The following is a 12,861-nucleotide window of genomic DNA, read 5'->3' on the forward strand; positions in this document are numbered from 1 at the left end:
GAGCGTCGCGCAGATAGCCAAATCACGGCTCGCGCGCAGATGAACGAACCCACACCTTCGCGCGCGAAGGTCGAAAATATTGCTTCGCGAACTGGAACGGAACTGCCTCAGACGTCCACGCGGTCGCCGATCTCCGCGATCTCCAGCCGCTTCGGGTACTCGAAGCTCCGGGCGTGGTCGTGGAGCGCAGTCGGGTCGGCGGTCAGACCCTTCCACATATCCCAGTGGGTCGGCAGGAACCGGTCGAACTGGAGGTCGCTCGCGGTCGCGACCGCCTGATTCTCGTCGTTGTACCACCGCGTGCGCTTGGGCTCTCGAGTCTCCTTGTCCGGAATGTTGCCCACGCTCCCGAACGCGAGCACGCCGAGGTCCACGTCGTAGGCCTCGCCCACGCGCTCGAACTCGTCGCTGGGCTTGGTGTCGCCGCCGTGGAAGAACGTTCGGCCGTCGTACTCCACGACGTAGCTCACCGGGTGGCTCGCGTCGGGGTCGTTGGCGGGCTCGACGTGTATCGTGAGGGCCCCGACCTCGAACGAGTCGCCTTCCGAAATCTCGCGGAGTTGATCGTCGGTCACGTCCCACTCGTCGGTCCAGTGCTCCGCCTCGCGCGCGACGGCGAGGCTGGCGTCCGGCGCGTAGAAGTCCGCGCCGGTGTTTTCGAGGATGGGAGCCTGACTCGGCCCGTGGACGTGGTCGGTGTGCTCGTGGGTGGCGAGCACCGCGTCGGCTTTGGTCACGTCCGCCGGGTCGAACGGCACAGGTACCATCCGGATCGTTCGCGGCGGGTCGCCCAAACCGAGGTACGGGTCGATGAAAACTGTCGTGTCCGCGGCCTTCAGCACGAACCCGTTGCAGCCGAGATACCAGACCGCGATACCCTCCGGGTCGGCGTCCTCGACCGCGCGGACCAGCCAGTCGCCCCAGTCGCTGTGGATCGCCATACGCGAGGAGTCAGCGAGAATCCGGGTAAGCCTTGCGCTCTCGACGCTCCGGGCAGCAGCGACGCGAAGAAAGACGAATCGAGCGTCGGAACGACCGCCGGCTTAGAGGCTCCGGAGCCGGATCTCGTCGTCGCCGACCATCTCGATGCGGTCCGGAGTGACGCTGTAGGCGTCCTCGCTGTGGCCCTCCCAGCCGAGTCGGGTCTTCACGCGCTGGGCGAGTCCCGGGTGCGGGTCCACGTACAGCACGTTGTCGTCCTCGTCGACCTCGGTGACGACGCCGACCTGCTCGTCGTTGGCGTCGATCACGTCCTTGCCCACGTCGTGGTCGTCCAGTTGAATCTCCTCGCCCTCGACGATTGTCTCGTCGCTGGCCGCCATCGTGTCGTCGGTCATCGCCTCGTCCGCCATCGTGTCGTCGGTGGACTCCACGTCGCCCATGGTGGCCTCGCTCGACGTACCGGTCGTCTCCGTTGCCGTCATCGTGTCGTCGCTGGCCGTCACCCCCTCGTCGGTCATCGTGTCGTGGCCGGTCGCCATCCCCGCGTCGGTCACCTCGGTGTCGGCACGGTCGATGGCGATGCCCTCGATCTCGGTGTCCTCGCCCATCGCGTCCGAGCCGACGAGCATCGATTCGACCAGCACGGACTCGATGGTCTCGCTGCTCACCGTCTCCTCGTCCACGAGCTCGAAGGTGAGCCGCTTGCGGTCGACGACCTCGTCGCGGACGATGCGGCGCTCGTACAGCTCCGTCAGGATGGTGTCGTCGTCGGAGAACTCGCTCTCGACGTGCCCGCCCTCGATGACTTCCTCGGTGGGGATCTGCCCGCCGAGGATGTCGCTCTCGAGGATGGTGCGCTGGACGCCTTCGAGGTCGACGCGGCTCTCCAGCGTCTCGGACTCGACCGTCTCGGTCTCCTCCACGTCGCGGTCGACGACCCGCGTCTCGACCGTCCGGCGCTCGACGAGTTCGCGGGTGACCTCCCGGGTCTCGTCCACGTCGACGGTGATGTACTCGTGCTCGGTGACGTCGATCTCCTCGACCTCCTCGTCCCAGCCGGTAGTCTCGCTGTCCTCGATGATAGCGACGCGGTCTTCGGCCTCCATCTCGCCGAAGTGGACGCCGGTGACCTCCCGACGGACGAGTTCGGTGTCGACGACGTCGTCGCTCACGATCTCGCTTTCGACGACCTCGCTCTGGAACGTCTCGGTCTCCTGGACGGTCTTCTCGACCACTCTGGTCTCGGTGATCTGGGTCTCGACGGTGTCGCCCTCCAGCAGCGCTCGCTCGACCTCCTCGTCGTCGAGCGTCGCGCGCTCGATGGCCTCGGTCCGCTCGACCAGTTCGAACTCGTCGCTCCCGGTCCGGTCGGTGTGGCGGATCAGCGCGAGTTCGTGCTCCTCGAAGTCGTCGTGGAACTCGTCCCAGTCTGCCTCCTCGACGTCCTCGTCGCCCGCGTCGGGATGATAGACGTACGGTTCGCGCTCGCCAGCGTCGCTCGTCCGGTAGCCCGGCCGCGCGCCGCTCTCCTCGATCCACTCTCGGATGGTGTCGCCTCCGGTCGTCACGTTGGTCGTCGGGTCTGTTCGATCTACGTCCGTGTCTGTGGTCCTGTCGTCAGCCATGATTCCCCACCGGGAGACTAGTCGCCACGAGCGGACTTAGGCGTGGTTGCCGAGGGGACGGCGAAGAAACGCCGGAGAAAGCGGACGCTAACCAGATAGAGGGTCGCTGACTAGGGATCCGCTAACGGCGAGAGAAATCGACGACTGGGTAGTCAGTCCTCGCAGCAGCCGCCGGCCTGCTGGCCGAAGTCGACCGCGAGCGGCTCCGAGATGGCCTCGTTGACGGCCTCCAGCTTGTTCTCCAAGACCTCCTGGGCTTCGAGGTAGTCGGCCATGACGGGCAGATTGTGGAGTTCCTGCTGGGCCTGCTGGACCTCCTGGATGTCCTCCTGGGTGGCCTCGCCGGTCTGGCGCGCGAGCATGAACTCCTGACGGAGCTCCTCGAACTCCTGAACCTTCTGCTGGGCCTCGTCGTCCTCCTCGACGGCCTGCTTGGTCTCCTCGAACCGCCGGTATTCGGGCGTTTCGGTGATGGCCTCGCCGAGTTCGACGCCGAGCTGCTCGACGCGGGAACGGTCTGCGGTCTCGCTCTCGACGTCCGCTTCGGTATCGACGCTCATGTACCGTGATTTGGGACTGTGTGGTTTTCAACCTGCCGGATACCGCTCGGACTTGCTGGCAAACGGACGGTGAGGTTGGTAGGAGGGGCTCGCGCTGGTTTTCCTTCCATCTCGATTTGCACTGGTTTTCCTTCTACCTCGACTTGCACTGGTTTTGTCTTTCATCCCGGCGCGTGCGGGCGCGGCCTCTCGTGGCCGCGCCAAACCGCACGAGGGACGAGGACCGCAACGTAGTGAGGACCGCAGGAGGCTGGGGAGGACGAGGCGCGGTGCGGTGCTGTGCAGTGCTGTGCGGTCACGCCGAGGCTCAAGCAGAAGCTAGCTGCTCGGCACCCAGATCGATGTTGTTGCTATTCAAGAAGCTAGCTATTGCTTGAGCCTAGGCGTGACCGCAACCGCGACCGCAACCGCATCGCGCCTCAGACCTCCCCAGCCCCTTGCGCTTCTCGGCCTCCGCTTCGCTCCGGCCTCCGATGCTCGTCCCTCGCACGCTTGGGCGCGGCACGAGGCCGCGCCAGCGCGCGCCGCGCCGGGAATACAAACGTGGCCCAAGCCGTGAGAGTAAGATCCTCGAAAAATCCAACAACTCGAACCGAACAGTCCGGGAACACCGTCCTTAAACGTCCTCACCGACAAACCCACTTCAATGAGCCAGGAGAGCGAGTACAGCGAGGGAGACCTCAGAAAGACCGGCATGTCCCTCAAGCACGACCGGGAGTGGGACTACGAACTCGACCGCATCGTCGAGGCAGTCGAGGAGCGCGACGCCACCAAGGTCGGCCTGCAGTTCCCCGAGGGGCTGAAGCGCCGCGGGCCGAAGGTCGCCGACGACATCCGCGAACTCGTGCCCGACGACGTGACCGTGATGCTGTCGGGCCAGCCCTGCTACGGGGCCTGCGACCTCGACACGTTCCTGATGAAGCGGACCGACGTGTTCGTCCACTTCGGCCACTCGCCGATGAAGAACACGGACAAGGTCATCTACGTCCCGCTGTTCTCGAACGTGGACGTGTTCCCCATCATGGAGGAGTCGCTGGACGAACTGCCGGACCCAGATTCCGACGAGTCGGCCGCTGAGCCAAGCGTCGGCCTCGTCACCACCGCCCAGCACATGAACCGCTTCGAGGAGATGAAGGCGTGGCTCGACGAGCGCGGATTCGACGTGAAGACCCGGAAGGGCGACGACCGGCTGACCCACGAGGGCCAAGTTCTCGGGTGCAACTACGCCAGCGCCGACATCGACGCCGACCACGTCCTCTACGTCGGCGGCGGGAAGTTCCACCCGCTCGGGCTCGCGATGGAGCATCCCGACAAGAAGGTTGTCATCGCCGACCCCGTGAACAACGTCGTGACGGTCGCCGACACCGAGAAGTTCCTCAAGCAGCGCTACGGCGCGGTCCACCGCGCGATGGACGCCGAGAAGTGGGGCGTCATCTTCTGCACGAAGATCGGTCAGGGCCGGTGGGACCAGGCCCAGGAGATTCTGGACGACAACGACGACGCCTACCTCATCACGATGGACGAGGTGACTCCCGACCGCCTGCGGAACTTCGACATGGACGCGTTCGTCAACACTGGCTGTCCCCGGGTCACGACCGACGACGGCCCGCAGTTCCACAAACCGATGCTCACTCCCGGCGAGTACGAGATCGCCGTGGGGAACAAGCCGCTCGACGAGCTATCCTTCGACACGTTCCACGGCACGTGGTGAGGTAGTCGGGGGCTGCGGTGAGAAACCTTTTGTAAGGCGACCTACTGCTGCCCACCTATGTCCAGCCCTCCTGACAGCGAACGCGACGAGCTCCTCTCCCGGAGGCAGTTTCTCGGAGTGTCGGGCCTCGGTGTCGGCCTCGGCGCAGTCGCGTTCGCCACCAATACCCTCCCCGCGCCCGTCGTGGACGCCCGGACGAAGCGCCGGGAAATTCCCGCGATCTCGCCCCAGATCGAAATCCCCTCAGCGCACGTGGAAGCCGCGACGGAACACGCACAGCAGGTTACCGAGGACGCGGAACGGGCGTGGAGTCGTGCCGATCCGTCCTCGCTCGACAAGATGGATCGGGCCGTCCTCGAAGAGGGCACGGAGAAGGCACGGAACGCGCTCGAAGACGTTTCGACAGATTCCGGAACTCCGAAAACCCTCGAAGAGATCCAGTACGCGACCAGTGTCGCCGCCGAGACGCTGGGCGCGGCACGATACCTGAACGACGAGTACTCGGTGGCGAACCGCCAAGCGGAGCAGTCGGAGATTCAGTCCAAAATTGGCTCCCTTCGGAATCGAATCGAAATCGAGTGCGACGACTCGCACGAGTTTCTGGTTCACGTCGGACGGGTCGAGTATCACCTTCAGCAGGCATCGGGCTTCGCCCGTCGCGTTTCGGCACCCGAAGACGCGATGGAGGCCGGAGAGATGCTTTCGAACCTCGAATCGGTGTTCCGTGACGAAGAGGACGGACGGCGCATCTACCGACGGTACCGGGAGCGCCAGACCGACCCGAAGTCGTTCGAGCGCGAACTGACTCGGAATCGGAAACGGCTCGAAGACGCGGCGGAGTCGCTGCTGGACCAGTACGAGGAGGATTCCGGTGGAGAGCTCCCGGACAACGCCTATCGACAGGTGCGAAGTCGAATCCACACCCACGGTTGGTTCTACGGACGAAGCCGCCTCTGGGAGGCACAGCGCTACCGGGACGAGGGACTGGACGTTCTCGCCGCGATTACGACCGCCGAAGCTCACCAGCACCTTCTCGCGTGGCGCGACGCCAAGAACCGCATCGGCGTTCCCGAAGATGCTGATCGAGTCGACGCGAAGCGCGTGTTCCGAGCCAAACGCGATGCGGTAGACGAACTCCGAAACGCAATCGACGACGCGGAAGACGGACCGTACGCCCGAAAACTGCTCGAAACGGCGAGAGACCGAATCGACTCAGGTGACAGTGCGCTCGACTTCTCCGACTATCCCCGCGCCGAGGCGTACGGCCGTTATCTCCTCGGACGGACACACGCCGAAAATGCGAACGATACTGCCAACGAACTCGCTCGGTGGTGACTCGGTGACCCCGTAACTCGGTGAAACGGTGAACTCGTTTTCGGGGCCCGTCCGTCTCTCAGAACTGCGCCGCGACCTCCGGCATGCAGCCGTCGCCGGGCTCGTGGTACGAGAAGTGGTCGGGCACGTAGTCGACGTTGTGGTCCTGGTAGTTGCCTGGCGGCGTGCCCTCACAGCCGTCCTCGCCGACCGCCGAGTCGAACTCGCCGGTGGAGTACGCCCAGTTCAGCACGTCGTCGCCGGCCTTCCAGAAGTTGTCGAACTGGCCGACCGCGGCCGAGATGTCGTCGCCGTACTCCCCGCCGAGCGCGACCGCGTCGTTGTCCGCCGCCCCGCCGAGCAGCGTGGCCGAGGCGAGCAGGTCGTAGTAGCCCCACGAGTTGAGCGTCTTCACGCACTCGGTGACGACGCGCGCGCCGAGCGAGTGGCCGATGAGCCGGAACGTGATCCCGGGATTCTGGGCGGCGTAGTCGGTGAGGAAGTTCGCGAGCTTCGGGCCGTTGCGCTCGGCGATGTCGGTCGTCGGCCACCAGTTGTCCGTGCTGGTGTCCGAGTCCCAGCTGAAGCCCACGACCGGCGCGTCGTAGCCGTTCTGGTTCAGCGAGTGTTCCACCGTCGCGAAGTGGTCCGGCGCGTCCTCGGGTGCGTTGCGCCAGCCGTGGACCGAGACCATGATCTCGTCTGGTGCGGTCCCGCCGCCGAAACCCGGGATGTCCCCGACCGTCGAGTAGTCGGTGGCCGTGTGACCGTCGGTGAGCTGGTCGCCGTGCCACCAGTGGATGTCGAAGTGGCCGCGGGTCGTCACGCGCGGGTAGTCCGAGGGGCCGGTGATGTCGCCGTCGTCGCCCTAGAATGCCGACGCCGAGCCGGCGAACCCGGCGATTCCGGCCGTCGCGGCCGCGCTCCGCAGGACGGTTCGTCTCGCGACTCGATTCGATTCGGAGCCTGTTCGTTCGGAGCCTGTTGGTGTCTCTGAGGCGTGCATACATTTTAATACATATTCAATAGTATTAAATTTAATAAAGAGAACCTAACTATGGTAGATTTTCCTGCCCAGCCAATCAGATTACTACTGCGCATTCACAAACCTTTTTGTATGAGTAACGGGTATGCACAGGTAACGATGAGTGTCACCCGTTCCGCGGACGTTCGAACCGCCATCGAAGGCTGTCGCGTCGAGGATGCCACGCCAGTGAGCCTCGACGCCGACTCGATTCCCTCGACCGCGCCGGAGGGCCTGCGCGAACTCCAGCGCGAACTCGACGCCGACGACCTCGTTCCGGCCCGCGTGGTCGTCGACGCCTGCTTCGGCGAGGACTGCTCGTTCGCCACGCAGGCGGAGGCCGACCGCGTGCGCGAGCACGTCCGAGCCGCCTCGTTCCTCGGCGCGAGCACCGTCACCGTGGAGTTCGACGGTGTGGCCGACGAGGCGAAGGTCCGGCCCGCGCTCGCCGCGGTCGCCGAGCGCGCCCGCCGCGAGGGCGTCAATCTCGACGTCGCGGGGCCGATCACGCTCGAAAACTGACGGCCGCCGACGAAGGGCTGACGACCGGCGATTCTTCTCTCTACTCGCGCTCAGTGCGACAGCCGCCGGGGGAACCGCTGGTGAACTTTTCACCCGGGAACGGTCAGTGAACCTTCCGCCGAGGGAACTGCTGGTGTGGCATCCTCCGGGAACAGCCGTTGGCATATCCGACCGGGTGGGACTGAAAGGGACCGCCCGCTCGCGGTCACGTGAGCGAAGCGAACGTGACCGCGGAAATCGCAGCCCGCGCAGGAAGCGTGACGCACCGCGCCGCGACTGGCGAGCGGTGCAACCGCGAGCCGCAGGCCGAGCAGGACCGTCTTCCGGTGTCTTCGGGAGCGAAGCGACCGAAGGCTCGTCACGAGCGAAGCGAAGTGACGGTGCCGAGCGGGCGGGGGCTTTCGAAACCGTCTCAATCCAAATTCATGACGAAGGGTAAGCTACGGCGATTCTCCGCAAACCAACTGCCGAGAGAATCCGAACGTTCTCCTTTCCCGAAGACCATCCCCAAACATGGACAAGGCCGCGCTGGAGCGTCGCCTCTCCCGCGTCGAGGGGTTCGCCGACCCTCGGGTGGAACTCGAACAGTACGCCACACCCGCCGACCTCGCGGCCCACCTCGTCCACCTCGCGGACCTGCATGGCGACCTCGCCGGCAAGACCGTGGTCGACCTCGGCACCGGAACCGGGATGCTCGCGCTCGGTGCGGCCTGTCGGGATCCCGCGCGCGTGCTGGCGCTCGACCGCGACCCGGACGCGATGGCGCAGGCTCGCGAGAACGAGCGCGCGGTCGCGGACACCGGCAAGCGTGAGCGCGGGGGGGGGGGGGGGGGCGGCGGGGGGGGGCCCCCCGGCGGGGTCCGCGGCCACGACCCCGCGCTCGGCCGCGGCCGCAGAGGATTCCACCGCCGCGACCGCTGTCGACTGGCTACTGGCAGACGCGACTCGCGCGCCGGTCTGCACTCGTCCCTCCGAGACGACCGTCCTGATGAACCCGCCGTTCGGCGCGCAGTCGGGCAACGAACACGCCGACCGCGCGTTTCTGGCGACCGCGGGCGAGGTCGCCGCAGTCTCGTACTCAATTCACAACGCGGGAAGCGAGGCGTTCGTCGAATCGTTCGCCCACGACGAGGGCGGCGCGGTGACCCACGCCTTCCGGGCGGCGTTCGACCTGCCGCGGCGGTTCGACCACCAGACCAGCCAGCGCGAGACGGTCGACGCCGAGGTGTTCCGGATCGAGTGGGATGGGGAGTGATCCATTGCCAGGGTGTGGACTGTTCGACAAGCTGACGCTGGGGACAGTCAGACTGTCGAAATGCCTTGAAAACCGGTGCCTCAGTTGTAGCTCTCCCGCTTCGCGATTTGGATGCGCGTGTCGTTGTAGGCCGCGAACAGGTTCGATTCCTCGCGCTCGAACCGGATGTCGCCGACGGTCACGTTCTCGCCTGCGGACGGAATCGGAACCTGGCCGACCGTCGAGTTGTTCCGGCGGAAGTGGACCAGAAAGTCGCCGTCCTGCGGGACGACCGCGACCGTGCCGTTGGCCAGCGTCGGCCCGGCGATTGCGGGCCCCGAAGCGTAGGTCTGCGTCCAGCCGTCGTCGTCCGGGCCGCGGAGCCAGACCTGATACGCGGTCCCGCCCTGGAGGGCCGACCAGCCACGGCGCTGGACCCGGACGACCTCCGACCAGCCCACCCCGCCGACCCGGACCCCCGCACGGCCCGCAAATGCGAGGCGGCCCTTCGAGACCTCCTGGGTCCAGATCTCGCGGTCCTCGTTGACCACGATGACGCCGCTGGTGGTCACTCGCGTCGTCTCGCCGAACAGCGACACGTCGACGACCGACACCTTCCCGTTCTCGACGCCCTCCGCGTAGGTGATGGTGTAGCCGTCGACCTCGACCGCGGGGCCGTCGCCGGGCACGCTCGCGTCGTCGAGCGCCGTGGCGTTGACCGGCAAGGCGACCCCGGCCATGACCGCCAGCGGGAGCGCGAGCGCGAGGACGCCGACCTGCTGTCGGGAAACCTCGGAGAACCGGGAGTTCGAGTCGTCCCCGAGCAGCGAGAACGATGCATTGCCGAGCAGCGAAATCGACGCGTCGCCGAACAGCGGTCGGCGCTCCGCGGTCGCCGCGACGGTGACCACGGCCGCGAGCGCGAACACGAACACGACGCCGAGGCCCCGGTAGAGGACGTACGTGCTCTCGCCGCGGTACCACCAGATGGCCCAGATGGTCATCGAAATCCCGAGCACGACCGCGCCGGTCCAGAGTCGCAGCGCGCTGGGCCGTCCCACTTCTCCCGCCCTCTCCCGCCGACGGTACAGCACCACCACGCCGAGGAGGACGCCCAGCAGGAGTCCGAGCACGTGGCCCTGGACCGCGGTGCCGTACCACCACGGCGGGCCGTAGCTCGCGGACGCCTCGCCGACGATTACCGGATCGCGCAGCCCCCGATACACCGCCCGGACGACGCCCTGAGCCGACACCGCGACCACGGTCGCCAACGGATACCGCACCAGCGCGAAGCCGACGAACGCGAACGCGACGCCCGAGAAGCCGATGATGGGTCCCCACGCGAACACGCTGGTCGCCAGCCCGACGAGGAACACGCCCGCGGGAAAGACGACGAACGCGCGGACCCACGGGTTCGTCCGCCACGAGGCGAAGGGGTTGTGGCCCCGCCGGTCGGTGAAGTGGCCGAAGTAGTACTCCGCGAGCGGTGCGACAGCGAGGGTCGTCGTGAGGTTGCCGACGAGGTGGCCCGGCCCGGCGTGGGAGAACGGCGCGAGCAGCCACCCGAGCGGGTAGAAGTACGACCACGAGGAGAACGGGACCGTCAGCGGTGCGCGCCATCGGGCCGCGCCCTGCTGGACGAACAGGTACACCGCGAGCACGCCCAGCACGGAGACGAGCGTCCCCCACGGGACGCCGAGCACGAACCGCGACCGGAGGCGTCGGCCCCACGCTCCGCGCGGCCTGTCGAGCCGCCACACCAGCACCAGCGACAGCGCGAGCACGAGCGGGATGGCGACCTGCTCCGGTGCGGGGAGCCACGACGGGAGCGCTCCCGGATCGGGGAGGTCGACCGCGGGAGCCGACGGAAAGTCGACAGTACGAGCCGACGGGAACTCGACCATACGTGGTGTTTTCGCACACCACGGTATAAATGAGTGGCTGGATTCGGCCGATGGCCGATCGAGAGCCGGTCGTGCCCTACGATCCGCCGTTCGCTGTCAGGTTCGGCAACAGCTTTCGGGTAGCGAGATTCCACGCGAACGCGAGCGCCACGACACCCATGAACGCGAACCAGACCGCGAGCAACTGCTGGCCGCTTCCGAGCTCTTGGAGGCCGTTGTATTCGGCGAACAGCCCGACCGCCGAGAGCACGACCGTACCGACGGCGTAGGCGACGACGTTCGCCAACTCGGCCCCGGCATCGACTATCGTTTCGATCATCAAATCAGGGATAGCGCGTCGCGAGCATGAGTCTTTTCATCTGACGAGGCCCGCTAGCCGTTGAGACCCGCCATTCGTCGAGACTTGCTATCCGTCGAGACTCGCCGGCGGTCGATAGGATTTTTACTCGCTCCGGAAAAGGAGGAGGTATGGGCCGCTACGGAAACCTCGACTACCAATGGCTGACGAAGGCGGGATTCGTACTGAGCGTGGCGATGCTGGGAATCGGAGCGGGTGCCGAACTTCTCGCCGCGACGATGCACTGGTCGCTCCCGGCGTGGGAGAACACGCTGCTCGTCGACTTGGAGATACTCGGCGTTCTCGGGATGTTGCTCTGCCCGTTCGTGTTCGGCATCGTCCTGCCGCTGACCGAGTGAGGTCGCGAAGAATAGTCGTTCCGAAACGTTGAAACGCCCGAAACGGCAATCGAGTGTATGGAACTACGGGTCATCGAGAAGGCCGACGACGAACTCTCCATCGAGATCGCGGGCGAGGACCACACGTTCATGAACGTGCTGAAGGGGACCCTGCTCGAACAGGAGAACGTCGCGGCCGCGACCTACGACGTGAACCCCGAGCAGTCCGGCGGTCAGACGGAGCCCATCCTCACCGTCAAGACCGAGGAGGGCGACCCTCTCGACGCGCTGGAGACGGCTGCGGGCGAAATCAAGAACAAGACCGCGGCGTTCCGTGACGCCTACGAGAGCGCCGCCTGAGAAGTCGACGCTTCGTTTTCCGCTGTTCTCAACGACGAGTAACCTCGGCGTAACACGGGTAATCCGCCACGGAACCCCGAAACGGTCGCGCCCGTTTAATGGCGCAGTCGGACTACGCCGTTCCGTATGAGAACACGCGCAGTGATACTCGCAACACTCGTTCTGCTCGCTGGCGCATCCTCCGCACTCGCAGGATCGGCGCTCGCGGCTCCGGGCGCACAGACACAGGCCCAGACCTCTCCGCCTGCGGATGCCACGAGCGCGCTCGCCGCGCAGGACGACGAGAACGCGACCGAAGTGAGCTACGAGAATCTGACTATCGGGCAGTTGAACCTCACCAACGTGAGCGTCGCGCAGGCCGTGCTGAACGAGACGGCGCTCGATCGAGGAATGGCCGCTGAGGAAACGACCGCGGAGGGCGAAACGACAGCCGAAGACGGCGAGACCACGATGGGACAGGCCGGTGAGGGGTTCGGCACCGCCACGGCCTCGAACCTCACCGTCGTGAACGCCACGCTGGAGAACGTGACCCTCGAAGACGTCACGTTCCGGAACGAGACGGTGGTCCAGCAGCTGTTCGGTGAGGAAGCGCCGCCCGAGGGCGAGAACGCGACCATCGAGAACGGCACTATCGAGGAGGCCAGCGTGGACTCGCTGCTAATCAACTCGACACGCGCGAGTTCTATCGAAGTCAACGACGTGAACGCGTCGTTCTCGCCGGGCAGCGCGAACGCCTCGGTCGTCGAGGGCGAACCCAGCATCGAAGTCGACAACATGACCGTCGAATCCGGGGTCATCGACAGCGTCGAGGCCGGGAGCGTGAGCGTCGAGAACGCCTCCATCGGCATCGGCCTGCTGGGCGGCGGCCTCGGCGGTGACGGCGGCATCGGCAGCGTCGGCGCGGACGACAACGCGACTGACGGCAACGAGACCAGCGGGAACGACACCGGCGCGCTCCGGGCACCGACGGCCTAACGGGCGGCAATTAGC

The 12,861-nt window shown here is 66.1% G+C and carries 14 protein-coding genes; 7 read left to right on the forward strand and 7 right to left on the reverse strand.

What is annotated here, in order from left to right; genetic code table 11:
* Positions 1-107: 107 nt before the first annotated feature.
* From DPQ64_RS15690 to DPQ64_RS15700, 3 genes are all read right to left on the reverse strand, one after another.
* Complete coding sequence (locus DPQ64_RS15690) at positions 108-941, reverse strand: MBL fold metallo-hydrolase (RefSeq protein WP_115865258.1); 834 nt, start codon at positions 939-941, stop codon at positions 108-110.
* 102 nt (positions 942-1,043) lie between these two features.
* Positions 1,044-2,567: a hypothetical protein gene (locus DPQ64_RS15695; RefSeq protein ID WP_115865259.1), complete on the reverse strand. Its 1,524-nt coding sequence runs from the start codon at positions 2,565-2,567 to the stop codon at positions 1,044-1,046.
* Positions 2,568-2,719: 152 nt separating this feature from the next.
* On the reverse strand, positions 2,720-3,127 hold the full coding sequence (locus tag DPQ64_RS15700) for a YlbF family regulator (protein WP_115865260.1): 408 nt from the start codon (positions 3,125-3,127) through the stop codon (positions 2,720-2,722).
* 646 nt (positions 3,128-3,773) lie between these two features.
* Between DPQ64_RS15700 and dph2 the strand changes: the two genes are divergently transcribed.
* Complete coding sequence (dph2, locus tag DPQ64_RS15705) at positions 3,774-4,838, forward strand: diphthamide biosynthesis enzyme Dph2 (protein ID WP_115865261.1); 1,065 nt, start codon at positions 3,774-3,776, stop codon at positions 4,836-4,838.
* 57 nt (positions 4,839-4,895) lie between these two features.
* Positions 4,896-6,173, forward strand: a complete 1,278-nt coding sequence (locus DPQ64_RS15710; protein WP_232820603.1) for a hypothetical protein — start codon at positions 4,896-4,898, stop codon at positions 6,171-6,173.
* 58 nt (positions 6,174-6,231) lie between these two features.
* Here DPQ64_RS15710 and DPQ64_RS15715 read toward each other — a convergent pair whose 3' ends face one another.
* A complete protein-coding gene (locus DPQ64_RS15715) occupies positions 6,232-6,978 on the reverse strand; it encodes a DUF726 domain-containing protein (protein ID WP_232820604.1) in 747 nt (248 codons plus the stop codon).
* A 318-nt stretch (positions 6,979-7,296) separates the two neighbouring features.
* Between DPQ64_RS15715 and DPQ64_RS15720 the strand changes: the two genes are divergently transcribed.
* Positions 7,297-7,698: a hypothetical protein gene (locus DPQ64_RS15720; protein ID WP_115865262.1), complete on the forward strand. Its 402-nt coding sequence runs from the start codon at positions 7,297-7,299 to the stop codon at positions 7,696-7,698.
* Between the two features lie 423 nt (positions 7,699-8,121).
* Here DPQ64_RS15720 and DPQ64_RS20030 read toward each other — a convergent pair whose 3' ends face one another.
* Positions 8,122-8,340, reverse strand: a complete 219-nt coding sequence (locus tag DPQ64_RS20030) for a hypothetical protein (RefSeq protein WP_449272263.1) — start codon at positions 8,338-8,340, stop codon at positions 8,122-8,124.
* On the opposite strand from DPQ64_RS20030, the gene DPQ64_RS19950 reads away from it, so the two are divergent.
* The gene (locus DPQ64_RS19950; RefSeq protein ID WP_449272264.1) at positions 8,339-8,953 is read left to right on the forward strand and encodes an METTL5 family protein; all 615 of its coding nucleotides are present in this window, start codon (positions 8,339-8,341) and stop codon (positions 8,951-8,953) included. The two genes, DPQ64_RS20030 and DPQ64_RS19950, sit on opposite strands and share 2 nt — an antisense overlap.
* Before the next feature lie 80 nt (positions 8,954-9,033).
* Here the strand turns inward: DPQ64_RS19950 and DPQ64_RS15730 are convergent, their stop codons facing one another.
* Together DPQ64_RS15730 and DPQ64_RS15735 are read right to left on the reverse strand one after the other, a co-directional pair.
* Positions 9,034-10,836 carry a rhomboid family intramembrane serine protease gene (locus DPQ64_RS15730; protein ID WP_232820605.1) on the reverse strand — a complete coding sequence of 601 codons (1,803 nt, stop codon included), beginning with the start codon at positions 10,834-10,836 and terminating at the stop codon, positions 9,034-9,036.
* 76 nt (positions 10,837-10,912) lie between these two features.
* Positions 10,913-11,155: a hypothetical protein gene (locus DPQ64_RS15735; protein ID WP_115865264.1), complete on the reverse strand. Its 243-nt coding sequence runs from the start codon at positions 11,153-11,155 to the stop codon at positions 10,913-10,915.
* 149 nt (positions 11,156-11,304) lie between these two features.
* On the opposite strand from DPQ64_RS15735, the gene DPQ64_RS15740 reads away from it, so the two are divergent.
* The 3 genes from DPQ64_RS15740 (at position 11,305) to DPQ64_RS15750 (ending at position 12,846) form a co-directional block, all read left to right on the forward strand.
* Positions 11,305-11,532 carry a DUF7860 family protein gene (locus DPQ64_RS15740; protein ID WP_115865265.1) on the forward strand — a complete coding sequence of 76 codons (228 nt, stop codon included), beginning with the start codon at positions 11,305-11,307 and terminating at the stop codon, positions 11,530-11,532.
* A gap of 57 nt (positions 11,533-11,589) precedes the next feature.
* Entirely contained in the window at positions 11,590-11,871 is a 282-nt protein-coding gene (locus tag DPQ64_RS15745; protein WP_115865266.1) for a DNA-directed RNA polymerase subunit L, read from the forward strand.
* 126 nt (positions 11,872-11,997) lie between these two features.
* Complete coding sequence (locus DPQ64_RS15750) at positions 11,998-12,846, forward strand: hypothetical protein (RefSeq protein WP_115865267.1); 849 nt, start codon at positions 11,998-12,000, stop codon at positions 12,844-12,846.
* Positions 12,847-12,861: the final 15 nt, after the last annotated feature.

The sequence above is a fragment of the Halorussus litoreus genome, from assembly GCF_003382685.1.
Taxonomy (GTDB): domain Archaea; phylum Halobacteriota; class Halobacteria; order Halobacteriales; family Haladaptataceae; genus Halorussus; species Halorussus litoreus.

Bases quoted from the DNA above. Each gene is read 5' to 3' on its own strand.
- DPQ64_RS15690 (WP_115865258.1), bottom strand. From the start codon at position 941: ATGGCGATCCACAGCGACTGGGGCGACTGGCTGGTCCGCGCGGTCGAG.
- DPQ64_RS15695 (WP_115865259.1), bottom strand. From the start codon at position 2,567: ATGGCTGACGACAGGACCACAGACACGGACGTAGATCGAACAGACCCG.
- DPQ64_RS15700 (WP_115865260.1), bottom strand. From the start codon at position 3,127: ATGAGCGTCGATACCGAAGCGGACGTCGAGAGCGAGACCGCAGACCGT.
- dph2 (WP_115865261.1), top strand. From the start codon at position 3,774: ATGAGCCAGGAGAGCGAGTACAGCGAGGGAGACCTCAGAAAGACCGGC.
- DPQ64_RS15710 (WP_232820603.1), top strand. From the start codon at position 4,896: ATGTCCAGCCCTCCTGACAGCGAACGCGACGAGCTCCTCTCCCGGAGG.
- DPQ64_RS15720 (WP_115865262.1), top strand. From the start codon at position 7,297: ATGAGTGTCACCCGTTCCGCGGACGTTCGAACCGCCATCGAAGGCTGT.
- DPQ64_RS19950 (WP_449272264.1), top strand. From the start codon at position 8,339: ATGGCGACCTCGCCGGCAAGACCGTGGTCGACCTCGGCACCGGAACCG.
- DPQ64_RS20030 (WP_449272263.1), bottom strand. From the start codon at position 8,340: ATGCAGGTCCGCGAGGTGGACGAGGTGGGCCGCGAGGTCGGCGGGTGT.
- DPQ64_RS15730 (WP_232820605.1), bottom strand. From the start codon at position 10,836: ATGGTCGAGTTCCCGTCGGCTCGTACTGTCGACTTTCCGTCGGCTCCC.
- DPQ64_RS15735 (WP_115865264.1), bottom strand. From the start codon at position 11,155: ATGATCGAAACGATAGTCGATGCCGGGGCCGAGTTGGCGAACGTCGTC.
- DPQ64_RS15740 (WP_115865265.1), top strand. From the start codon at position 11,305: ATGGGCCGCTACGGAAACCTCGACTACCAATGGCTGACGAAGGCGGGA.
- DPQ64_RS15745 (WP_115865266.1), top strand. From the start codon at position 11,590: ATGGAACTACGGGTCATCGAGAAGGCCGACGACGAACTCTCCATCGAG.
- DPQ64_RS15750 (WP_115865267.1), top strand. From the start codon at position 11,998: ATGAGAACACGCGCAGTGATACTCGCAACACTCGTTCTGCTCGCTGGC.